The following is a 24,050-nucleotide window of genomic DNA, read 5'->3' on the forward strand; positions in this document are numbered from 1 at the left end:
TCTATAGCCTCTTGATCAGTGCCGCGAAGATAAGCCCCATGTTCCCGAAGACCGTCTGACGGTAAACACCGGAACGCCACAGACCGATCAACCGCGGTAGGAGCCAGCGGGTCCTGGAATGCACAAAGTAATCGAATTTCTTTCTATTCTCGTCGGTAAGTCGATGCCGCAACAGGCTTAACGCTGCAATATTCACGCTATTCCATGCACGGAAACGTCCCGTCAGCATCATGCGAAAACGCACCAGACGATCCGGCCAGCTGGAATTGCTCCCCACCACGCAACCCTCGTGCTGCCGATAGCCGACCGAGGGCATTGCATCATAGAAGACCTCTCCCCCACACCCGGTCACTACCAGGTACAGCCACCAATCATGGGATACCACCGCAACCCCGGCACCCGCTTCGCGCAGCAGGGCCATGGCCGCGGCGTTGAATACCATGGTGTTGCCTCCGCCCACGTTTTGCACCAGGGCATTGGCGAAAGTAGGCGGCTTGCTGAACAACGGGGAGTAGCCCTGATCGCAGCCGCGCTCGTCGATCAGCAGGGTGCGCGAGCAATACAGCCCCGGCACGCCTGGCGCCAGGCCGGCCAGCCAGGTCAGGGCCCGTTGCAGCTTCGCCGGATGCCAGACATCGTCCTGATCAGCGTAGGCATAAAAATCGCTGGCGATATCGGCCTTACAGCTCAGGAACAGGAAATTCGCTGCGAAACCACGGGAGGGGCCGGCGAGAAACTCCAGGCGCTGCGCACCCCAACTTTGTTGGTATGCGGCCAGCAGCGTCAACGTACCGTCCAGGGAGCCATCGTCCGAAACCACCAGGCGCCAGTTGCAGTGTTCCTGCCCTGCTATTGAATCCAATTGCTCGGCGAGAAAAGCCTGGCCATTGAACGAGCACAACAGGATTGCCACCAGCGGCGCCTCTGGCGACGACAACGCCAGATTCGCGGCGGCGGACGGCTCTCGAGCCACCGCACCGCCAAAGGAGGCGGATCTCGTTACGTCGTCAGCCTGAACCTGCAATGAGCGATGCAGCCCCAGCAGACTCATAGGGTCCGCCGAAGCAGCAAACGACAGGCGCTCAACAAACCTCAGTTCTTCCATTGATCATCAGCGGTACTCCGTGCGCCACGAGGTTGTATGGCTGTAAAGCGACTAAGCCGTGCCATGTCTATTGAACTACGGCGTACAAACATAGACGGATAACGAGTAAGGCAGATTCAGCACCCTCCGCAAAGCGCCTCAGCGTGAATAGTGAAGCGACTTACCGCAAGGGGCAATAATAGCAAAGTGGGCAGGGTCAATTCTTGCCGCCTGCACCGACCTTACGCCTAGCGCACCCGTGCGAGCGGCATGCTCCCCCCAACGCCAGCGACCTCACTCCTACCGCGCGGTGCGGCAACAAGGAGGCGGAACCCGTGCGCGGCCAGCATGGATTTGACATTCGGGCAGGGAGCTCAGCGACAACCTCTTTGCCGTCACGTTAAGCCGACCACGGGGATCGAGGCCATGGACAGATCAGCCCATAGGCGGGGCGCACAGACCTCCCCGCAGGTAGACAGATCGGTATTCTGCGAGCATCAGCGGCCCCTGTAGGCCAGGTCGTGCCGGGCAACGGCCCGAAACGATCCAGCGCCATACAGCCCGAAAGGAGCGATTTACCAGGCCAACACTATTTGTCAGGAGGCTGGGTAACCTTCGGGGCGCGACGCTGAATTCTGCTCCCCCCAGATCACTTCAGGGAGAAGAACCACCACTTCCCATCCAGGCGTATCCATTTCTCTTCGTTGACACGTTCAAAGGTGGGAGCATCTTTCAGCTCTGTCATTTTGCTATCGGGGAAGTAATAGTTGGCATACACCAGGACCTTACACGCATCTTCCTCGCAGCTTACGGTTCGTGCGTCAGCCGAATTCAAGCGCGCCGCGCCCACCCCAACCGTGCGCTTGAAACGCTCCAAGTTGTTGCTAGCGCGATAGCCCGGCGACATCAACGAATAGGCCTCCTCCATGTCCTGCGCCACCAGTGCGTCCATTCGCTGCTGCGAAAGTGCCTTGACCACCTCGACATCGGTCTTGGGCTGAAAGCCGGCGCATGCGGACAGCAGGGTCAGCAGGCTGGCGGCAATCGCTATGTGTCGAATACGCATAAACCACTCCTAATAAACATTAATCATAAAAACGCTTTAGGCCAGAGCCTGACCGTGGCGCTACTTCTGCGCTTCGAACTCTTCGCGGAACGCCTCGGTCACGCCGCCCATTTTCTGCCGGAAGTCTTCGCCAATACGGTCGAAATCCTTGTATTGGGTGACCGCGCGCGGGCTGATGGTGACCAGCAATTCGGTACGCTTACCCTCATTTTTAGTCGCGCCAAACAAGGGGCCTAGCAGCGGCATGTCACGCAGGTAAGGGATGCCGGAATTGCCACCATTGTCTTTGTCTTCGATCAACCCACCGAGAATGATGGTGTCGCCACTCTGGATGGCCACCGAACTTTCAATGCTGCGCTTCTTGAAGCTCCGCTGCCCCGTGGCGTCATCCGGCGGACCGATATCTGTGACTTCCTGGGCAATTTCCATGATGACCAAACCACCGGCGTTGACTCGCGGTTTGACCTTGAGCAACACCCCAGTGTCTTTCAATTGAAAATTTTGAGTGCTGAGGTCACTGCCACTGATGGTGCTGCTGGTCTGGATCGGTTGCTGGTCGCCGACCTGGATCTTGGCTTCCTGATTGTCCAACACCAGTATCGACGGCGAGGACAGGGTTTTTACTTCTGTGTTTGCCGCAAGGGTATTGATGACCGCTCGCCAATCGGAACCGGAAAACACGTACGAAAAGCCCGGAATAGCCCTGGCCAAATTGTTGCCGAAAGACCCCAATCCACCGGTCTGTGGAATCGTACGGTTCGCGCCGGTAGTAGGAAATCCTCCTTTGTTGTTGAAGAACCATTCGACCCCGTAATTAAGGGTATCCGTCAGCGTCACCTCCCAGATCGACACTTCCACCAGAACCTGGGACGGCGTCTTGTCCATTTTTTCGATGGCCGAGCGGATGCTGCGCCATTCCTTGGCGGTCGCCATGACCAGCAACGAGTTGTTGCCTTCGTCCGCGACAATCCGGGTACCATTTTTGGTGGTGGTGCTGCTGACCCCTGCCTGCTTCGAGGAGTCATTGCCGAAGGAGCCCAGACTGGAGCCCGAAGTGTCGGAGCTTGAGCTGCTCAAGCCATCGCTGGAGCTCAGATCGCTCTGCCCCAGGCCTGGGGCTGTCTCGCCACTGGTGCTGGGCGTCGCGTCGCTGGTGGTACCGCCGAAGATCTGGCCAAGCAACTGGGCGAGCACCTTGGCCTCGCCGTTCTGTACGTTGTATACATACATTTGCTCGCCGGCCTGATCGTCGTCACGACCGAGGGTATCCAGGCGCGTCAACCAGGAACGAACCGTATCCAGTTGATCGGCTTGCGGTGCCACCACCATCACGCTGTTGAGCTCGGGCATGGCCACCAGCTTGGCGCTGGTCAGCGCCCCGATCTTGGGATTGGCCAATACCTCGTTAAAGCGCGCAACGATTTCCTTGGCATCCAGGTTCACCACCTCGTAAATGCCAAACGACATGCCCTTGAGCAAGTCGACATCGAGCATTTGCAAGGTCCGCAGCGCATTCTGCATTTGCGGTCCCGACGCCCCGAGCAACAGGATATTGCGCACAGGGTCCACGTGCAGGATGCTGTCCTTCATGCCCAACGGCGTCAGTACCTTCTGCGCTTCGAGCGCCGACAGGTATTGCAGCGGCACGATACGCACACTGTAGCCGGCCTGGCTGCTGGCCTCGAGCCTCCCAACCGGCACTTCCCGCTTGAGCTGTGCCGACGGGCCGACGCGATAGATGCCGTTGGCGCCGCGCACCATGGCAATGCCCTGGGCTTCGAGCATCGACTCGAGCATGGACAGCAGTGCATCCCTGGGTACCGGCTTGCTCGAGACCAGGGTCACGTTACCGCCGATATTACCTTCCAGCGAATAGGCCACACCCAGCATGTCGCCCAGTACGGCGCCCAGCACATCGGCCAGGGGGGCATTCTCAAAGTTGACATTGACGCCGTCAGTCACTGGCGCGCTGCTGCGCGCCTGGGCACCGACAAAATTACCCGAACCACGCTGTTCGAGCAGCACGCGGCCTTTTTGCGGCGCCTCTACCGGCAGCTCGTCCGATGCCGGTGGCGGCACCGCGTTCGTCTTGACGATCGACGGTGCCGGCCGCTCCGGCTCCGTTTTAGTCATCGTGTTGCAGGCCGACAGCAGCATTGCCACGCAGATCAACGACAGGGGAAAGCGCGGCACGCTTCTCCCTGCGAGGCTTCTAAACTTCATAACACCACGCTCTCTGTTCGCCAACAGCTTGAGAACACACTCAGAACGCCGTTGATTGTGCGTCAATTAAGGAAAATTATGGTTTGCCATCCACGGGCCCCAGCTTGATGCCAGGATGCCGCTTCGGTATGACCGACAGCTCTACGTGCTTCTCACCGGATGAGAGGACGACCTCCGTCTGGGTAACCAGTCGCACCGTCCAGCCTTGGATCTGATCATCCACTGTCGCGCGCTTGACGCCTTGGGGTGTAGCCAGCAAGGCGGTGCTCTTATCCCGATCCATGACAATCCCGAGCAGCTTGAATCCTTCGATCTTTGCCTCGGCCTGCGCTGCGGGCGGGGCCAAGGCGCTGGACGCTATCGGCACTCGCCCGTCCCAGAACAAAGGCCGTTGCAGGGCCGCGCTCAACTCGGTGCCTCGCCCGGCGGCAATATCCGCCTCGCCAGGCAAGGCCTGCATGGCGGGTCGCACCACGCGTAATTCCTCGCTCGAGCTCCCCACCCACAACAGCACGGCAGCCAGTGCTGCCAAGGCGATCAGCGCCAGCAGCGCCAGGCGAATACGCGCATTCAGCGCGCCTGTGGTCATTGTCCCGCTCCCGCTGCGCCAGTCATGACCGGCAGAAACGTGACGACGGACATCTGCACCTCAACCACCTGCTCACTCACGCCACCGCCCGGCTGACGGGCGCGCGCCGCCGACGGATTGATGCGGAAATCTTCGACCAACAACAGCGGCTTACCCTGTTCCAGCGCCTGCAGGCTTTCCATCAGGGCCGGCATCGAAGCACTGAAATTCACTCGAACACCCACCATCGTCGACTCGCCCCTGCGCTGGGCAGGCAATGGCGTAATGGACCGCAGCTGGGCGGTGCTTTTACCGAGGGTGCTGGTCACCCGGCGCTGGATATCCAGACCGATAGCGACCTGCTCGGTGTCACTGTTGTAAACCCAGTCCTGCAGACCACGCTCCCGAAACTGCCGATCCAGTATCTCCAGCTCCATTCGGGCAGCGTCAATACTTTGCAGTCGCTGCAACTGACGTCCATCGCGGAACAGCTCTTCGTCGTAGCGAGCAAATTGCGCTTGAACGGGCACCCAGACCAGCATGCCGGCCAGCAGGATCAGGATGGCCAGCAGGGCCAGGCTGATAGGTCCCTGGTGCTTGTTGAAGGCGGCGCTCATTGTGATTTCCCCGGCGGGGCCAGGCGGGTGCTAACGGTAAACTGATCCTGGCCGGTGCGTGGATTGCGGCTGACGGGTGAGGTAAAGCGCGCCTCTTCGAACAGCGGGGATTTATTGATCAATTGGATCAGCTCGACCACCTCGGTGCCGTAGCCACTCATCGTCAGGGTATCGCCGAGGATGCGCAGGTCGATCATGTAAATGTTGGTGGGAACGATCTTGCTCATTTCCGCCAGCACCGCCGACACGGCCGGGGTCTTGCCCCGAGCGTCTATGACAAAGGTCAGGGCGGCCAAACTCTTGTCCAACTGCTGTTGCGTGGTCAGCAAACCCGCGACCTCGCCCTGCAAGACGGCGATCTGTTGCTTGCGTTCGAACACCATCAGCCGCTGCTTGTAGAGCGGCGCCACTATGGCCGTCGCGAAGGCCAGCAGCACACACAGCAGCAGCCAACTGTTGAGGTTAAGACGGCGCCACCAGCGCCCACTGACCCGCGGCTGACCAAACAGATTGAGCCCGCTGGCATCGTCCACCACCGCCAGCCGAGAGACTTTGAGACCGGTCAGGCGCTCGACCTGTTGCACCCAGGGGTCGACGTAGGCCTTGGGCACCGCGGCCAATTCGACCTCCATTTGCCCAGCACTTTTATCATCGCTGCAGATACGCGCGTCGTAATAAAGCTTGTCCATCGAGAAGGGCGTCAAGCGCCCGACCTGATAGCCGACCACCTCGCGCAGTTCGTTGCGCACTTCGCGGGGCAAGGTCACCTGCTTGCGCAACACCTGGGCCGCAGGAATCAGAAGTTCCACCTGCACCCACTCGGCCTTCGCCACCTGATCGCCCAGGACATCGGCACGTAACGCCGCATCGCCGGTCAGCGCCAGTACCTCGACGTCCAGTCGCGCGACCTCGCGCATGGTGCCGCCGCCGCGGTACAGGCGCAGGAACGATGCGTCGACCACGGCCTGCACGCGCGGAGCGGGTTTGAAAAACGCCGCGGTTAGCCCAGCCGGAAAGCTTTCCTTCAGGCCACGGCTCCACCAGCGCAACAGCTGACCGAGGTCCAGGCCAAAAAGCTTCAAGTTACCGGCATCGAACCGCATCAGGGTAAGTCCAAATCAAAACGCGCAGTATACTCGTTCCACCGAAGGATTTTATAGCCGGTCGGTCCTTCGCCAAAGCGGCTGGTGACCTCGACACGCCGTCGAAGATCGCCCTGCCGGACTTCCACTTGCAGCCGGAACACCAGCCCCTCAGGCGTGGCGATCAAGGCCGGGTCCATAAAGTCACCCGGCACAAAATCCTCACGCGAGCGCGCCGCCAGCAGGTCCCGGGCCTTGTCAGCGCCCAGCAGCACGCCCAGCAATGCCGGACTGGCATATTTCGGGTCGACGCCCGGGTGGGGCGAGTCCAGGGTCAGCACCGGAAGCAAAGGCTCCAGCCAGCGCGGATTCACCCCGGGCAACAAACCCAGTTCCTCGACGGCGCGCAATGGCGGCACGGGTGGCGCGCCCTCGGCCGCCGGTTCGCTGGACAGGCCGTCACGGCGCTGCAAGATCCGCTCGACGATAGGTTTGACGTCGACCCCGCCCCCCGCCGCCTGAATCAGTTGCGTCAGCATTTCGGGCGAGGCTCCAGTCAAGCTGACGTAAGCCTCTTCGGGAATCAGGCGAAACCGGACCTGAGCGCCTTCAAAGGGCAGAATGAACACCCGCCCCTGCATTTTCGGCCAATCTTCCCGACCCAATCGCTGGATCGCCGTCAGATAGTTGAGCGCGGCCTCGGCAGCGGCCCGCCCTTTCACCCGCTGGACGATATCCGTAGATAAACTCCTGTCGACCCTGACCGTGGCACTGAAGGCCACGAGCAACAACGTCAGCAGCGCGATGACCCACAGCACCACGATCAGCACCACCCCACGCTGGGGGCTACCAGCCCTCATTGCGGCCCCACCTGGGTCACGGGCAGTATCAACAGCGGCCACGCCTGGTCGTCGCCAACCATCTGCACCGATACCAGTTGCGGCAGCTCGGCATACTCATACTCCGGCACCCACTGCTCGGTGGTCTCGCGATTGAAAAAACCGAAGGTCAAGCGCAAGCCCTGACTGATTTGCAAGAAGGGGGCGTCCGCCAAAATGGTTTCGGCGTCTTGCCCCTCACGGAAGGGCGCGAAACGCGCCCAGACACCGGGCTGCCCCTGCCACTCACTGACCAGCTCGAACAGGTAAGGCAGGTTGCCGGAAGAAATGGACAGCGGTGCGACGTAGCGCAAGCGCTTGGCCTCACCCAGAAATGCAGACTCGCTGCGTTGCTCGCCACCGAGGATGAAGGGTTGCACCTGCGCCAACTGGCGCGACAAAAGACTGCTCAGCTGGCGACCCTCCTCGACTCGCGCCGTATGCCGCTCCACGGACTGCCAGCTGCGAATACCCACCTGAAACCCGGAAAACAGCACCATCACCAACAGACCGGTCAAGCTCAGTGCAATCAGCACCTCGATCAAGGTAAAGCCTCGACTACGGCTCATGGCGGCGACTCAGCCAGGGTGCTACGCAGCGACGTCAGGATAAAACTGCTGTCACGCCCGACGCTGCGCCAGAACACGCTGACCTGCACGCGATAAAGCACACCGCCGGCCGCCGCGAAATCGGTGGCGTAGTCCCAGTCCATCGGCGCCACATCGATTCTCCAGCGGTAATTGGGATCGGCGGCATCCTGCCCCTCGAAGACACCGGGCCGCAAGGGACCGGTGACACCCACCTCGGCCATGCGCGACTGCGCCACCAGCGCCGCCACGCTGAGACGGTCGGCGCGAAACAAGTTGCTCATGCCGCCGGCAAACGCACTCATGATGGTGGTCAGCAACAATGCCGCCACCAAGAACGCGACCAGCACCTCAAGAATGGTAAATCCGCGCTGACGTCCGACCATGGGTTACTCGTTAGCCTCGCTCAACGAGACACGACCGGTCAGCCAATCGATCTCCACCGCCACCCGAGCATCGCCCTGGGCCAACTGCAGAGTGCCCCCACTGGAAGAACCGTCGGCAAAAAACCGCACGCCCGCACGTGGACCGCGCGTTTCGGTGGCCGCGACCTTGGTACGGATCGAGATCCCGTCGGGAATACTGTGGGGCTTGCCACGCTCGAGCCCATAGACACGGCCCTCGACATCGACCCACAGCAGCGTGCTTTGCTGGCGGGTCACTGCCTGACCACGGGCCTTACGCAGGTCGATCTGCATATCGCGTGCGACGTCATCCAGTGACGGTTTCAAGCCACGGTTGATCGCTGGCGCGACGACGGCCATGGCGAGTCCCAGGATGGTCAAGACCACCAAGGTTTCGAGCAGGGTAAACCCGGAGTGTCGCATAAACGCGCATCACTCCCAGCTGACGATGTCCGCATCCTCGCCTTCGCCGCCCGGCTGACCGTTAGCGCCGTTGGAGAACAGATCAAAGGGGCCATGCTCACCAGGAATGCGATAGACGTAGTCACGATCCCAGGGATCTTTCTTGATGACGGACTTGCGCAGGTAAGGACCATTCCAACGGGCCTCGTTGGACGGACGCTCGACCAAGGCCTGCAGGCCCGCCTCCTGGGAGGGATAATGGCCAACTTCCAGGTTATACATGTCCAAGGCTGCAACGTAGTCATTGATTTGCAGCCTGGCGGTGTCGCTCTTGGCGCCACCGACATATTTCATGACCCTCGGACCCACTACCGCCATCAACAGGCCGAGGATCACCAGCACCACCAACAGCTCGATCAGCGTAAAGCCGCGCTGTTTCGGGTTAAATCGTTTCATCACATACCTCTTCAGTCATGAACATGTCGTTTCCGGGACACCCGCTCCGCGGACTCTGCGCCGGCAAACCATGGAATTATCGTGTCGCGCTATCCGACTGCGTGCATGTACGGCTTAGCCCACCAGTTCGTTGACACCAAGGATGCCCAGCAGAATGGACATGATGATACCGGCAATCATCATTCCCAACGAGAGAATCAGAATGGGCTCCAGCAGCGCCAGCAACCGCTTGGTCACCGTACTGACCTCATCCTCGTAAATCGACGCCACCTTTAGCAGCATCTCCTCCAAGCGCCCGGTTTCTTCACCGACTTGGATCATGTGCAGCGCCAGGATGGGAAAGCGATTGCTGGCGATCAGCGAGGCACTGAGGGATTTGCCCTCCCTTAGTGCGGCACTGGCCACATCAAGTTCCCCACGCAGGGTCCGATTGCTGACCGTTTCTCGGGCGATCAACAAGGCACCAACCAGCGACACCCCCCCCTGCAAGAGCACCCCGAGGGTCCGCGAGAACCTAGTGGTCTCGACATTCTTGATCAACTCGCCCACCAGCGGCCAGCCAAGCATGCGCCGGTCAAGCTTGACCCGTACGTCCTCGTCGCGCAGCAGACGCTTAGCCAACCAATAGCCACCGGCAAACATACCCAGCACCAGCCACCACCAATGGGCCATAAAGTCGCCCGCCGCCATGACAAAGGCGGTGGGCGCCGGCAACTTGCCGCCCATGTCGGCGAACAGGTCGGCGAAACTTGGCACCACATAGGCCAGCAGGAAGGTCACCGACAACAGCGCCACGCCAAACAATATGGTGGGGTACGTCAGGGCCGAAACGATCATCTGGCGCAGGACCTTGGCGCGCTCCAGGTATTCGGCCATGCGCGTCAGGGACGTCTCCAGGGTTCCGCTGGCCTCGCCAGCCTTGACCATGTTGATATAGAAGGGCGTGAACTCTTTCAACTCGGCAAAGGCGTCCGCCAGGGTACGGCCCTTGCGCACATCCGCCCGGATGCTCTGGATACTCGCCTTGCCCACCTCATCGGCGATTTCCTCGAGAATGCCCAGGCTACGGTCCAGCGGCAGCCCCGAGGACAACATCACCGCCAGTTCGCGGGTGAAATGCAGTACCCGATCACGCTCGTTATAGCGCCGACGCCGCACCTTGCCGGTCCCGGCTGCGGGCTTGGCCGGCTTGTCCTGGGCCTGGATGCTGATGGCGGTGAGGCCCTCGCGCAGCAACCAGTCGGCCACCCGCTCGACCGAGGGTTGCTCGACGACGCCGTCACTGAGCTTGCCCACGCGGTCGATGGCCTTGTATTTAAAGTGCGGCACGCGGCACGCTCCTTACCGCCGGCGACGACGGCAACGGCCGCCTGCGCGGCCAGTCAACGGGAAAGTTGGGCAACACGCAGCACCTCGGGGACTGAGGTCAGCCCTTGCAACGCCTTGAGGAATCCATCCTCGAACATGGTGCTCATGCCCTGCTGCTGAGCGGCGCGATAGATCTGCTCGCTGCTGGCACGCTGCAGGATCAGGTGCCGAACATCATCGTTCATCACCAGTAACTCATGAATACCCATACGCCCACGGTATCCCGTCTGGGCGCACGCGTCACAGCCAATTGCTCGCCAAACCTGGGAGCCACCCTCAGCAACCAGATGCGCCACGCCCATGTGCTGAATCTCCTCGTCGCCAAGGATCTCCGGTTGTTTGCAGTGCGGACAGAGCACCCGCACCAGGCGTTGGGCCATGATCGCGTTGATGGTAGAGGTCAGCAGGTAGTCTTCCATGCCCATGTCGAGCAACCGCGTAACGGCACTGGGCGCATCGTTGGTGTGCAGGGTAGACAGCACGATATGGCCGGTCAGTGCGGCCTGGATGGCGATGCCGGCGGTTTCCTTGTCGCGCATCTCACCGATCATCACCACGTCCGGGTCCTGGCGCAGGATCGAACGCAAGGCATGGGCGAAGTCCAAGCCGACCTTGCTGGCCGTCTGGATCTGGTTGACCCCCTGGATTTGGTACTCGACCGGGTCCTCCACCGTGAGGATCTTGCGATCCACGGTGTTCAACCGGCTGAGTGCGGCATAGAGCGTGGTGGTCTTGCCGCTACCCGTGGGACCGGTGACCAGGAAGATACCGTTGGGTTTCTCCAGCACCGCCTTGAAATTCTTCAGGATGCTCGCCGACAGGCCAATGGCGTCCAGGTCGAGGTTGATGCTTTTTTTATCGAGAATCCGCATCACCACGCTTTCACCGTGCATGGTCGGCACGGTGGAGACCCGCAGGTCGATGGTGCGACCCTGCAATCGCAACTGGATACGCCCGTCCTGAGGCAACCGACGCTCGGCGATATTCAACTTGGAGAGAATCTTCAAGCGCGAGATGACTGCAGGTGACAGCTGCGCCGATGCCGACTCGACCTCCTGCAACACCCCGTCGATGCGAAAGCGCACGGACAGGCGATGCTCGAACGGCTCGATATGGATGTCCGAGGCACGACTGTCGAGGGCACGGGAAAATACCGAGTTGACCAGGCGGATCACCGGAGCCTCGCTGGCCATGTCACGCAAACGTTCGACGTCATCGACATCGGCGCCCAGCTCGGCCTCTCCCTCTCCCGCCGGGTCGCCCTCGCCGCGCGCACTGGCGCCAGCGCCATACAAGCGCTCGTAGGCACTTTCCAGTTCAGAGGAAAGCGCCAGCGAGGCCACCACCTTGCGCCCGGTCGCCAGCTCCAGCGCCTGCAGGACAAAGGCATCGGAGGGGTCGAGCATGGCGACTTTCAACCGCTCGCCATCGTCGGCCAGGGGCAATACATGTTGCTCGCGCATGAACAACGGCGAGATCAGACCCGCGTCCAGCACGGGAGACTCCGGATAATCCTCGGCACCGATCAGCGTGTAACCGAAACGCTCCACCTGGATCGCGGCAATATCGCGCTCCGCCACCATGCCCAGCCTGACGAGAATATTGCCAAGCTTGCCGCCGGAGATTTTCTGGATCTGGATCGCGCGCTGCAGATCCGTCTCGGACAGTTTGCCGGCAGACGTCAGCCATTCACCCAATCGATACATCAGCCATTCTCTCTGTCGGTCGACCCCATCCGGGACCGACTAAATAAATCACGCCTTGCGCAACAGCAGTTGCTTGGCCTTGATCCGCCAGGCGGTCGGCACACGCAGAAACAAGGGGCGGATCCAACGCGACCCCAAGGCCTGACGCAGTGCCCGCAGGCCACGAGGATACCGCGAGAGCGGGTCATCCGCGGCCGGTGCGATTGTGCCAAGACGTGACCAGCGCAGCAGCAATGCCGCCCAATCGGTTGGCGGCAGCGTCTGCGCGGGCTCCCGTGGCAGTTCCGCCAGGTAGTCCTCGCGGTAGCTGAAGCCGATAGGCGTCGCAGGCGCGCTCACCACCTGCGGCGCCTCGCCTGCCAGCAATTGCCTGCGCACGTCCAGCAGGTGGTCGAGGATTTCATCGACACTGCGGTCGGGTTGTACCAGCCAGCTCCAGGAGCGTCCGGCCAACCGCTCCGAGAATGCACCGATCGCTGGCGCCACTACCGGCAGACCATCGATCAAGCACGCGGACAGGGTGTAACTGTAGGTTTCCGGGCAGCTGCCCGGGAACCACACCAGGTCCGGCTGCAGTGCTTTCAACAAGTGCGCCAGTTCGTCTTCCTGGTAGGCACCGTGGGTATGTAAGGTGCTGACCGGATGACTACGCAGATGCCGGTACGCAAACCCCAGCAAATGGAACTCCAGGGGTAACCGACGCCGGCGGGCCTCGAGGGCGCAACCTTCCAGCGCATCGGCGCCCTTGAACAGACTCAAGGCGCCGAGCACGGCAATTTTCAGCGGCCGCTCGGCCACCAGCGCCAGCGGTTCGACCGGGATCACTCGCAGGCTCTGCTCATGCACCGCGCAGTGCAACGGGGCATCCGGAAAATAACGGCGCATGCGCGCCAAGGTGTCCTGGCACGGCACGAAAACCCGCTCCGCCCCATTCAGCAGAATCGCGCCAAAGCTCCGCCAGTGTTGGATATCCGCACCGCCGGGAGCCGGCCGCGACGCCAGGCAGCTGTTACAACCGGCTTCGTCGGGCGCCCCACAGTAGCGCCCCTGTCGATCTGCCAGCGTCACCTGCGGACACGCCAGGTAGTAGTCGTGAACCGTGACGTCGTAGGGTAACGAGAGTTTTTCGGGCAGCAATAAAAACTGCAAATGCACCCCGATCGTGTGATGGAAGTGCAGGCGGGTGACACCCAGCTCGCGCAGCGTACCCAGCAGCAGTTCAAAATCCGTGATTGGATCGAACACCAGATGTGCACGCTGACCACCGTTCAAGGGGCCCAGCGATGCCTTGCCACCTTCATCGAGGGGACGCAGTACATAAATTTCGGCGTTGTCCGCCAACTCACGGCCCAGGTCACGCAAGTGGCGCTCGGTGCCACCTCCTCGACGGTGATTGATCATCAGGATGACCGGCTTGCCGCTGGCCTTGGCCAGGGCCATATCTACCGCGAAGCGCAGATGCGCCGATGGATCCTGAACCAGGTGCTGCTGAATAAGCCGGTCATAATCGGGGTAGAGGCGATTCAGCGCCCGCCGACCGATCTGTTGATGCTCGCCCTGGGTATTGGCGAAGCTGACGCCACCGGCGTGATAAACAAAGGTGTCGGCACACAGCAGGTGTCGCCAGCCGCGGGCCGCCGAACGCATGCAAAATTCATTTTCTTCACCGTAGCCTCGACCAAAGAGCTCGGCATTGAACAGGCCGTTCTCCTCCAGGCAGTCACGGCGAATGAACATGCAGAACCCCACACCGGTAGGAATGTCCACCACCTGTCCGGCATTGACCTGCTTGAACAGGCGGTCCAACTCCGCCGTATCCAGCCCCGCAGGCAAGGGGTTGTCCTGGCACAGCTGCGGATAACTGCAGAGCGTGGCGTTGTTCGAAAAAGGCGTGACTGAGCCAACCTCCGCCGCGCCATAGGCCGCTTGCTGCAATCGGTCCAGCCAGTCGTTGGCCACCTCGGTGTCACTGTTGACCAGCACCACGTCCCGCTCGGGGTGCAGGCACATGCCACGGTTGACCGTGCCGACAAAACCGAGGTTCTGCTCGTTATGCAACAGGGTGACGCGCCCGTCCAGGGTCGCCAACCAGTCCACCAGTTGAGGATCGGGACTGGCATCGTTGATCACTATGACTTCGGACTGCGCCAGGTAGGCACTGGCCAGGACACTCTCGATACAACGCCGGGTCTCTTCCAACCCTCGGTAGACCGGGATGATGACATCGACCACCGGTACCTGGGCAGGCGGCCAGGGACGTGGCACGTGCACCGGCAGACCGGCCACCAGCAACGGTTCCGGCCGCCCCACCAAACGCAACAAACGGTTGCGCAGCCGCCACACCCGACTGCCGAGTACCTGTGCCAAGCGCAGGTCGAGCAACGCGACCCGGCTCATCAACTGCTCGCGCTCCCGCTCGTGAGATCGCTGCGCCAGGAAGTGCACGCTGCTCATCTGCTGCAAGTGTTCGTCGCGCTGCTCGACCACCGCGCGCGCCTCGATCAGCTGAGCGCCCAGGGATTCGACCTGGGCCAGAACTTGTTGCAAGTGCTGATCACGGGCCTCGACTACCGTACGGGCATCGCCCAACTGGCTGCCAACGGCTTCCAGCCGTTCACGGGTGGTCTCGAGTTCGCGCTGCGCCTTGAAATAGGCGGCGGCATCGCCCAGCCCATGGAACAGTTGCACGACCCTGTTCGGGTCTGCCTGGGCCAATGCGATAAACTGCAGCAATGCCGGCGGCGGATTCGCCCCGACCACCAGCACGCCCAGCCCAAAGCCATAAGGGAACTCGAAACCCGAGTAACGCTGCGTCAGTTCGCCCCACAGTTTCCACACGGCAAAATCGCCGCGGCGTACATTGGTATCGTGAAACAACACCACCGCGCGGTCGCTCAGCTTCGGCAACCAGGACTCAAAATCGTGACGCACCGCGTCATAGGTGTGCAAGCCGTCGATGTGCAGCAGATCGACACTGCCATCCTCGAAGTGCAACTGCGCATCGTCGAAGGTCATGCGCATCAGGCTGGAAAAGCTGCTGTAACGCGGGTCGTGATAACGTGACAGCTCGGCGTAGATGTCGTCTTCGTACAGACCCGCCTGGCTATCGCCTTGCCAGGTATCGACGGCAAAACAGCGGGTTTCCAGGGCTTGATGGCTCACGCCCTGACAAAAGGCGCTGTAGGAGTCGCCTCGGTGAGTGCCCAGTTCGACCAGCACGCGCGGGCGAACCATGGCCAGCAACGCGAACGCGAACGGGATATGCCGATGCCAGGACTCGATGCTGGTCAGTCGCTCCGGCGCCTCGGCGAATGCGGCGTAATGCAATAAATCAAAAGTATCTGACATGCTGGTTTTTCATCTGCTGTGCGAAACCATACGCTGGCATCGGGGCGGGCCTAGCATGCCCCGCGTCCCAGCCTCGCGTACGGTTTCTTGCCAAATCGTCGGGCGCACACGTGACGGAAAAAAAGCGCACCCGGTTTAAACGTCCATGCCCTGCAGTTACCTAACCGCTGACAGGCATATTTGCCGGCGTTACCCGGCACCCTACCTGCTCCAGCTCGAACAGTCCCGTGAGGTTCGGATCGGCCTGAGCCTTGAAATCCAATGCATCGTGGATCCAGTGATGCTGCACGTGTTGTGCTTGAGTCCCGGCGCCCAACGCCACGCTGATGGTGTACTGCCCCGTGGCCAGATGTGGCAGCAGGAACTCGAACTCCACTCGCCAACGTGAACCCGCGGGCATCTCGGGGCGCTCGGGCAGCCACTTGATGGAGTTTTCCCCGCACAACGCCTGGCTCAGGCGATCCTTGATAAAAAACCCCAGTATCGGGGATTCGATGCGCGTATGCGCCACACACACCACGACCAGACTGACGCGCTGCGGGGCATCCAGCAGACGCACCACCTGCCCCTCGGCGTCGAGCAACTGACAGCTTTCAATTCGCCCACCACCCAGGCCGAACTCGTTACGGATCGCATCGCTGACAACCGGCTCAACCGACACGCCATTGGCCTCGAGCGGCGTGGCGTCCGCCAGACGGTCCTCATAAAAAGAGCCGAGATACGCATCGCTGACCTGGCGGGCCTCACCAAATTTCATCATTCGGCCTTTATCCAGCCATACCGCGCGCTGACAGAGGTTCACCACCGAATTGGTATCGTGGCTGACGAACAGCAAGGTCCCGGTTTTAGCGAACTCACGCAAATAGCGCATGCATTTTTGGGTGAAATACACATCACCGACCGCCAACGCCTCGTCGATGACCAAGATGTCCGCATCCAGATGAACAATCACCGCAAAAGCCAGGCGCACAAACATGCCACTGGAATAGGTCTTGACCGGCTGATCGATGAAATCACCGATTTCCGCGAATCCCAGAATCGCGGCCATCCGGGATTCGATATCGGCATGGCTCAGCCCGTGAATGGCGGCACTCATATAGACGTTTTCGCGCCCGCTGAACTCTGGACTGAATCCGGCCCCCAACTCCAACAGCGCCGCTATGCGCCCATGAACCTGGACCTGGCCCGAAGTGGGCGTGAGGGTATCACAGATGATTTGCAGCAACGTGGACTTGCCCGCGCCGTTGCGACCGATGATACCCAGCGTTTCGCCACGGCGAACCTCGAAGCTGACGTCGTGCAAGGCGTGAAATTCCCGCTGCTGGCCACGCCTAAGTCCAAACAGCAAGTGCAGCAGACGCTGGCCAGGCGAACTGAAAATGCGATACACCTTGCTGACCTTGGTCAGGCTGATGGCGATATCAGAGGACATCGGCAAACCCCCGACGGACTCGAGCGAAGAAGCCCAGGCCGATGCCCGCGCACGCCACGCCAGCGAGCAGGTACAGGGCGAATCCCTCCCAGGCAGGCAGGCGCCCTTCCAGAATCAATGCCCGGACCATTTCGATAGCAGGCGTCAGCGGATTGAGGTACAGCCAGGACTGATAGGCTTCTGGAAGGGCGGACACCGGATAAAAAATGGGTGACATGAACATCATCACCATTACGATCATCGGTACCAACTGGCTGATGTCTCGCAGGAAAACCCCCAGCGCGGCCAAAGTCCAGCTGAGACCCAGCACGACCAAAACCAACGGCACTATTAATAGCGGCAGGAGCAGCACCTGCCAATGCACGTAACCGTAAAGCAGCGCCTGCGCCGCCAACAGCACCACGACGCTGATAAAGGCATGGAAAAGCGCCGAAACCAAGGTCACCGGCGGCAGTATCCACAAAGGAAATACCACCCGTTTCACGTAGCTCGCATGCTGAAGCATCAAGCCGGGCGCTCGGGTGACACATTCAGCGAACAAGCCATGGACGATGATGCCCGCAAACAGGTTCAGGGCAAAGCTGGCCTTGTCATCGCTCCCCACACCCCACCGGGCCTTGAACACCACACTGAAGACAAAGGTGTACACCACCAGCATGACAACGGGCGCCAGGAACGACCAGAAGATGCCCATCACCGAACCTTGGTAACGCGACGCCACCTCCCTTCGGCTCAACTGCAAAATCAAATACAAAAAATGCTTCATACCGCCTCATAGGCTGTTTATCGGGCGTTGCAGAGAGGCACAGGGCCCGACCCTACAGGCTGCGCGAACGTCGGGCATTATCACCCTTAACGACCCGCTTCTCCGTGCTCGGTCGCGAAAAAACTTCCGGCCCACGGCCATACATGCCACGCCGACGGGTCGGCCACAATGGCCGAACCCAGGTGATCGGCCAGTCGCTGGGCCAAGGCTTCAGCCGTGACGGCCTGGATCGGACCTTCCAGCCTCAGGTTCCGCCGCCCCGTAATCGGATCGACCACGATGCTGTATATCACCACCGGTACGCCTGCCTGCACGGCCATGCGGATGGCCCCCGCCGGCAAACGTGCAGGCTGCCCGAGAAGCCGCACGTCAATGCTCGATTGGCCCGGCTGAAGAGGCGCGTCGGGCATGGCCATCACCGCCCGCTGCGCCTTCAGCAAACGCTCGCGCATCCGCTCGATGCTACCGCCAACGGCAATGGCCGGGGCACCACACAAACGAGCCACTTGAGCGATACGCCGGCGCCCCATCCAGCTGTTGAACTTCTCGCCCCAGGGTGCCCGCAGCGGAGGCGGGGCATGCAGCCACGCCACGGGGTAACCCCGATCACGAAAATACCGAAGGGCCCAAAAGCCCTGCCCATAGTGAAAAGTGATGAACAAAGGCGCCGCCAATGCAGTGCTGGCTGGCAGTTCGTCGCCACTGACCCATACATTACGCCGCATCCAGCCGCGGCCGTATTTGAGCGTCAGGAAATAATCGGCCATATCCACCAGCCGATGCAGGCTGATCAAACGCACTTGCAGGAACTGCGCGCCCAAACCCATTTTTTTCGCCTCAGCGGAGGCTGCATCGGCACAGGGGGAACGCATAAAGGAAAAGCGCGTACAGAACCGCAGCAAGCGGAAAGCCCATGACCAGGGCAAAAGCAGCACGATCAGCGCAATCGAAGCGGTTTCGATAACGCGCTCGACCTCTTGAAGGATAGGTTTCATCTGGCTACCTGCGCAGCGCCAGGACACGAAGAAGAATTCGCATCAGCCTCCGCCGCACAAAGCGGAGCATCTTACTGAGGCCGGTCGTCGCACTCAACAGCCCCCTGCAATTGCGGGTTGTTTAATCGCCCAGCAGGCGGGCGACCCGCGGCCATTCAGCATCAGCCATTGCGGGCCGCTTTGCGGCGGCCCGCAATGGCTGATGCGTCAACCCCAACTGCGCTTAAGGAGCAGCCGAAGCACCGGCCTTGGAAGTGGCCTCCTTGATCATCCGCGCCGTCAACTCGTCAACGGCAGGCAGGTTGATATTCAGGTCCTTGGCAGAGCGAATTTCGCTGAGCTTGTTCTCACGCGTGGTGGCCGCGAACTGTTCACGGGCTTGCTTGTGCAACGTTTGCTTGACCTGTTCGTAGGTCATGGTGCCCGCCGGCTGGCGACCATTGAACTGAATGATGTGGTAGCCGAACTGGCTCTTGATCGGCTTGCTGATTTCGCCCGGTTTGCTCATCGCAAAAGCCGCGTCCTCGAAGGGCTTGACCATTTGCCCCTTCGCGAAAGCCCCAAGGCTGCCCTTGTTCTTCGCCGACGACGGATCGTCCGAATACTCCTTGACCAGCTCTGCAAAAGGTTGCTTGCCCGCGACGACCTTTTTATAAGCCTCCTCGGCACGCTTGGCGGCCTGAGCGTCGTCACGCTGATCGTTGATGGCGATCAGAATATGCGCTGCCTCGACTTTTTCCGGGACCTTGTATTGATCCTTGTTGGCAATGTAGCTCTCCTTCGCCAACTGCTCCCAATCCGGTTGATTCTGATTCAACAGGGAGGTCAAATAATACTGAGCGAGATTTTTTTTAGCCTGGTACTGCTGACGGAAAACCACCTCGGGCAATTTGTCCATGCCCTTTTCTCTGGCTTCAACTGCCAACTCTTCGACGACATAGTTGTCGACTAGCATCTTGCGAACGCGAGCCGGATCGGACATGAATTGGGCCTGTTCCGCGACCGGCACCAACGAATCGATCAGCTGCTTGAGGTCGGATTCGGTGATGCTCACCTCGCCCCGTTGCAACAGCACCGTATCTTCGGCAGCCCAAGCACTAAAAGTCATTCCGGCCATCAGGCCGCACACCATTGCCGCGTTAATTTTAAAGCGATGCATCAGGGTACCTTTTGGTCAATAATCTTCGGCTAAGAAATGCCATCCGCGATAATAAGCGCTCGCCCCAGCCATCGCAACCGATCCGCAGCCCCGGTGGGCGGTTGCAGCCGCGCGTGCGCCCAGCGCTATCAGCCCGCGGCCCCCCCCGAGGAAAGACGGCCGCCAAGGCCGTTGCGTAGACAGCAAAGCAGTGGTTGGGCGAACAGACCCATAGGGGAACCCGGCCCTGGCCACCCCAATACGCGAGCGCTCCAAGCCAAAGACACTGCACGCGGCCGGATCGCGTACGGATTGATTGGCGTGCTGGCTGAGCCCAGGCGCGAAAGGCCACCAACAGCCTGATAGACTCCTCAGCTTGTCCCATAGCCCGCTGACGTCCATGCGCCATCCAACCGCCACCCTGCTCGCCGGATGCCTGTTCGGGCTTACGCTGCTGCTGTTCGCCATTCCTTTCGCACCGCGAATGCCTGAACCGGGGCTGGATCCGTCGTTCGCCTTCGCAGTGAACATGGCGCAAGCCCAAGGACTGGGTTTCGGCCGCGAGCTCATTTTCACGCTGGGCCCCTACGCCTCGACCTATACCACGATGTACCACCCTGACACGGACGCCCTGATGCTGCTGGGCGGTGCAGTGATAGGGCTGGGCTACCTGCTATGCGCGCTGCTGCTGGCAGCCAATCGCTCCTGGCTGCTGATCGGCAGCATTACGCTGACGCTGGCGTTATTGCTCAGCTCAAGAGATGCATTTTTACTCTGCTACCCACTGGCGGCTTGCCTGGCCCTGGTCAATATTCCCAACACCCGGGCCGCGCAGACCGGTTCACGGCTCGTAGCCCTGTATCCGACACTGCTGTCAGCACCCTTCGGACTGCTGATTCTCATCAAAGGCTCATTTGCCGTGTTGTGCCTGGGCCTGCTTGTGCTGAGTGCAAGCTACCTGGCGTGCTGCAGACATAAACGCCAAGCGTTGCTTTTCACCCTATCCCCCTTGGCGACACTGCTGCTGCTGTGGAACCACGCCGATCAGCAGCTGGTCGACTTACCGGCGTACGTGCTCACCCAGATCCCCATGATTTCCGGCTTTACCGAGGCCATGAGCGTAGAAGGCAGCCCCACCGAGATGCTTCTCTGGGGGGCTAGCGCGCTGGCCTTACTGGCGGCACTCCTGTTCGGCCCCTTGAGCCGGAGCCAGAAAGGCTTTCTCGCGCCGGCTTTTTGTTTGCTTTTATTAATCAGCTTTAAAGCCGGCTTTGTACGCCATGACATGCATGCAGTCATCGCCAGCGATGCGCTGCTGTTAATCAGCGGTTTTCTGCTGCTGTTAATGCCGAGTAGAGGCATGTTCCTCAGCCTGCTGCTGCTTGCCGTCTGCTGGAGCCGCCTGGATGAACAGCATCCCCATGTCACTGCCCACAGCCACATCGAAGGCTTTAAAACCCTTTATCTGGGCTCCGCCATAGCGGCATGGCAACGACTCGAACAGCCCGAGCGCCTCGCCACGCGCTACACAAACACGCTCAGCGCGCTGCACACCCGCTTCAATTTTCCGAAGCTGCCCGGCAGCGTTGATATTTATTCGGTGAACCAAGCCGAACTCTTTGCCTCAGGTAACCGCTGGAACCCCCGCCCCATATTCCAAAGTTATTCGGTCTATACCCCGACCTTGCAACGCCTAAATGCCCAACATCAAGCCGCTGAAGCGGCCGCCGACAGCATTCTATTTCGCATGGAGCCTATTGACGGGCGTCTTCCTGCGCTGGAAGACGGACCCAGTTGGCTTGCACTTTTTCGGAATTATCAGCTCAGCCAGCAGTTGGAAAAAGGCTATTTACAACTCGACAAGCGGCCGACACTCGGCGCCGAAGCACGCCTGTCGCTCGGTCAGCGACGCGTTACGCTTGGCCAGGTTGTCGATGTACCGATCAGCGACAAGTTGGTTCTGGTAAAATTCGATCTAACACCCTCTCTCTATGGGCGCATAAGATCACTGCTTTATAAAACGCCGCCACTATCAATAGAACTCGAACTTAGCAGTGGTGAGAAGCGCTCGTTTCGATTTATCGCGAATATGGCCGGCGAGCCCTTCCTGCTGTCTCCTGCCGTCTTCGAGACCGCTGACTTTGCCCAACTCTATATGCCACTGGAGGCATCGCAGCTCCCCCAGGTTCGTCGCTTTCGAGTGGATTCCGCGGGGAGCGGGGCCAGCTGGCAAGCCAGCTACGGCATCTCGTTCAGCAGTGTCAGCTACCCCAGGCCCGCCCAGGCAGGCCTGCCCGAACGCGCCGCGCCACCCATAGAGTTATCGCCAGATCAACTGAACGCGCTCGACACTGTCACTTGCGAAGGCCAAATAGACAGTATCAACGCAGCCACTGCCACGCCCAATCAAACGATAGAAGGCCCGTTACTGGAGATTATCGGTTGGAATACGGTATCGGGCATATTGGGCCTCACGCCAGAGGCGGTTTTCATCGGCGTGCACGACGCCACGGGAAAGATTTTTTTATACAGGACAGTCCCCAGTGCACGCGCGGATGTCAGCCATTATTTTGCGCAGCCCGCTCTGGCCATGCCAGGCTACAGCGCAGTCATACCCAGAAGCCAGGTCCCTGGCAAAAAGCGGCTGGACGTATTTCGCATTAATGCTGGTGTATTGGAGCGTTGCCAACAGCAAGGCCTGGACATCACCTTCTAAGACAAGGCAGAACGAGATAGGAATATAGGGCGGTGCTGCCCGAACGCCCGTAGATTCAAGCGCAGCCACCAGCGCATTTCAAGCGGCTGCACTTTAAACCATTCCCCGCAAACATCCCTTCACAGCCCAGCATCTTCTGACACCGGTCAATTGTATCCATTAGCACAATCAGCCATGGCGCACGCAGTGCTACTCTCGGCCCAAGATAACCCTAATTACGGGCGAAAAAAAAGGCCGAACAAGTCGGCCTTTTTCTCAACGCAGCTTAATAAGCTTTGTTGTTCAGGTAGAACTGGCAACCCGTCGAGATCGAGCACGTACCTACACCGCCCCGCTGGTGCGAGATATTGATGTAGTAAGTGTTACCACGGGTCAAGGTGCACTGCTTGTAGATAGGCGACGAGCCGAATTGCCAGTTGACCGTGGCGGTCGAAGAGGAGTCAGCTACGCAATAGGCACCTACACCAACACTGAAATCGCCAGGAATGGTCGAAATGGAGACCGAACGCCAGGCAGAATACTGAGTGGTAGCAGTCGCGCTCACCGAACCGGAACCGGCCGTTTGGCCGTTGGTGGTCGCGCGCCATACATAGGAGGTGGTGCCGGCCGCCTTACGGATCAGGCTGCTGGACAATGGCCCAAGTGGCATGTCGAGCGAGATACCGTCCGGAATGCCGCCAGTACCACCGGTACCGCCAGTACCACCAGTACCACCAGTACCACCAGTACCACCGGTACCACCGGTACCACCGGTACCGCCAGTGCCACCGGTACCACCGGTACCACCAGTGCCACCGGTGCCGCCAGTACCACCCACGCAGGCGTTGCTACCACTGAGCGTTACGGTGACATCACCGCTGGCATTGACGCTCATCTGGCTATATTGACCGCACTGCACGCCACCGACGATCAGGGACGCGGCATTGGCTTGCACAGCAACACCCAGGAAAAGTGGGGAGACGGCCACTGCCAGTATGTGCAAAGACTTCTTCATCGATAAATTCCTCAGGGTGCTGCAGATGCCAGCCTACGAATTTTTTCGCCAACAGGGAATCTGATTTCCTTGGCTCATATTTCTCTAGGCCAGAGTAGGCAATCGGAAAATTAATCGCAACCTTCCATTTGAAAAAAACAAGCCGTCCGTCAAAAAAAAACCGCCAAAAAAATGCTTGGCGCTCACTGGCGTACCGGCGGGTCATATTCTGGCGCAATTC

Annotated in this window: 20 protein-coding genes; 1 reads left to right on the top strand and 19 read right to left on the bottom strand. The window is 60.2% G+C overall.

What is annotated here, in order from left to right; translation table 11 throughout:
- Position 1 precedes the first annotated feature (1 nt).
- From ABWY06_RS17000 to ABWY06_RS17085, 18 genes are all read right to left on the bottom strand, one after another.
- On the bottom strand, positions 2–1,105 hold the full coding sequence (locus ABWY06_RS17000) for a glycosyltransferase family 2 protein (RefSeq protein WP_353926753.1): 1,104 nt from the start codon (positions 1,103–1,105) through the stop codon (positions 2–4).
- 628 nt (positions 1,106–1,733) lie between these two features.
- Entirely contained in the window at positions 1,734–2,150 is a 417-nt protein-coding gene (locus ABWY06_RS17005; RefSeq protein ID WP_353926754.1) for a hypothetical protein, read from the bottom strand.
- A gap of 60 nt (positions 2,151–2,210) precedes the next feature.
- Positions 2,211–4,439 (bottom strand): type II secretion system secretin GspD, encoded by a 2,229-nt coding sequence (gspD, locus tag ABWY06_RS17010; protein WP_353926755.1) that lies wholly within the window; start codon positions 4,437–4,439, stop codon positions 2,211–2,213.
- 10 nt (positions 4,440–4,449) lie between these two features.
- Positions 4,450–4,962 carry a hypothetical protein gene (locus ABWY06_RS17015; protein ID WP_353926756.1) on the bottom strand — a complete coding sequence of 171 codons (513 nt, stop codon included), beginning with the start codon at positions 4,960–4,962 and terminating at the stop codon, positions 4,450–4,452.
- Positions 4,959–5,558: a type II secretion system protein GspM gene (gene gspM, locus ABWY06_RS17020; RefSeq protein WP_353926757.1), complete on the bottom strand. Its 600-nt coding sequence runs from the start codon at positions 5,556–5,558 to the stop codon at positions 4,959–4,961. Before gspM ends, ABWY06_RS17015 begins: the two co-directional genes overlap by 4 nt.
- Positions 5,555–6,661 (bottom strand): PilN domain-containing protein, encoded by a 1,107-nt coding sequence (locus tag ABWY06_RS17025; protein ID WP_353926758.1) that lies wholly within the window; start codon positions 6,659–6,661, stop codon positions 5,555–5,557. Before ABWY06_RS17025 ends, gspM begins: the two co-directional genes overlap by 4 nt.
- Complete coding sequence (locus ABWY06_RS17030) at positions 6,661–7,500, bottom strand: hypothetical protein (RefSeq protein WP_353926759.1); 840 nt, start codon at positions 7,498–7,500, stop codon at positions 6,661–6,663. The genes ABWY06_RS17025 and ABWY06_RS17030 overlap by 1 nt, the downstream gene beginning before the upstream one ends.
- A complete protein-coding gene (locus tag ABWY06_RS17035) occupies positions 7,497–8,087 on the bottom strand; it encodes a prepilin-type N-terminal cleavage/methylation domain-containing protein (protein ID WP_353926760.1) in 591 nt (196 codons plus the stop codon). Before ABWY06_RS17035 ends, ABWY06_RS17030 begins: the two co-directional genes overlap by 4 nt.
- Positions 8,084–8,491 (bottom strand): type IV pilus modification PilV family protein, encoded by a 408-nt coding sequence (locus tag ABWY06_RS17040; protein WP_353926761.1) that lies wholly within the window; start codon positions 8,489–8,491, stop codon positions 8,084–8,086. The genes ABWY06_RS17035 and ABWY06_RS17040 overlap by 4 nt, the downstream gene beginning before the upstream one ends.
- 3 nt (positions 8,492–8,494) lie before the next feature.
- A complete protein-coding gene (locus ABWY06_RS17045) occupies positions 8,495–8,932 on the bottom strand; it encodes a GspH/FimT family pseudopilin (RefSeq protein WP_353926762.1) in 438 nt (145 codons plus the stop codon).
- Positions 8,933–8,941: 9 nt separating this feature from the next.
- A complete protein-coding gene (gene gspG, locus ABWY06_RS17050) occupies positions 8,942–9,370 on the bottom strand; it encodes a type II secretion system major pseudopilin GspG (protein WP_502948216.1) in 429 nt (142 codons plus the stop codon).
- Between the two features lie 111 nt (positions 9,371–9,481).
- Entirely contained in the window at positions 9,482–10,696 is a 1,215-nt protein-coding gene (locus tag ABWY06_RS17055) for a type II secretion system F family protein (protein ID WP_353926764.1), read from the bottom strand.
- A 53-nt stretch (positions 10,697–10,749) separates the two neighbouring features.
- Positions 10,750–12,441: a type II secretion system ATPase GspE gene (gene gspE, locus ABWY06_RS17060; RefSeq protein ID WP_353926765.1), complete on the bottom strand. Its 1,692-nt coding sequence runs from the start codon at positions 12,439–12,441 to the stop codon at positions 10,750–10,752.
- A 48-nt stretch (positions 12,442–12,489) separates the two neighbouring features.
- Positions 12,490–15,789: a class I SAM-dependent methyltransferase gene (locus ABWY06_RS17065; RefSeq protein WP_353926766.1), complete on the bottom strand. Its 3,300-nt coding sequence runs from the start codon at positions 15,787–15,789 to the stop codon at positions 12,490–12,492.
- A gap of 160 nt (positions 15,790–15,949) precedes the next feature.
- Positions 15,950–17,221: an ABC transporter ATP-binding protein gene (locus tag ABWY06_RS17070; protein ID WP_353926767.1), complete on the bottom strand. Its 1,272-nt coding sequence runs from the start codon at positions 17,219–17,221 to the stop codon at positions 15,950–15,952.
- Entirely contained in the window at positions 17,211–17,987 is a 777-nt protein-coding gene (locus tag ABWY06_RS17075; protein WP_353926768.1) for an ABC transporter permease, read from the bottom strand. The genes ABWY06_RS17070 and ABWY06_RS17075 overlap by 11 nt, the downstream gene beginning before the upstream one ends.
- Positions 17,988–18,073: 86 nt before the next feature.
- Positions 18,074–18,982, bottom strand: coding sequence for an LpxL/LpxP family acyltransferase (locus tag ABWY06_RS17080; protein ID WP_353926769.1), 909 nt, complete (start codon positions 18,980–18,982; stop codon positions 18,074–18,076).
- Positions 18,983–19,205: 223 nt separating this feature from the next.
- Entirely contained in the window at positions 19,206–20,141 is a 936-nt protein-coding gene (locus ABWY06_RS17085; protein WP_353926770.1) for a peptidylprolyl isomerase, read from the bottom strand.
- Positions 20,142–20,520: 379 nt separating this feature from the next.
- On the opposite strand from ABWY06_RS17085, the gene ABWY06_RS17090 reads away from it, so the two are divergent.
- Positions 20,521–22,836, top strand: coding sequence for a hypothetical protein (locus ABWY06_RS17090; protein WP_353926771.1), 2,316 nt, complete (start codon positions 20,521–20,523; stop codon positions 22,834–22,836).
- A gap of 265 nt (positions 22,837–23,101) precedes the next feature.
- Here ABWY06_RS17090 and ABWY06_RS17095 read toward each other — a convergent pair whose 3' ends face one another.
- Positions 23,102–23,830, bottom strand: coding sequence for a hypothetical protein (locus ABWY06_RS17095; protein WP_353926772.1), 729 nt, complete (start codon positions 23,828–23,830; stop codon positions 23,102–23,104).
- Positions 23,831–24,050 lie beyond the last annotated feature (220 nt).

Source organism: Pseudomonas sp. (assembly GCF_040514055.1).
GTDB lineage: Bacteria > Pseudomonadota > Gammaproteobacteria > Pseudomonadales > Pseudomonadaceae > Aquipseudomonas.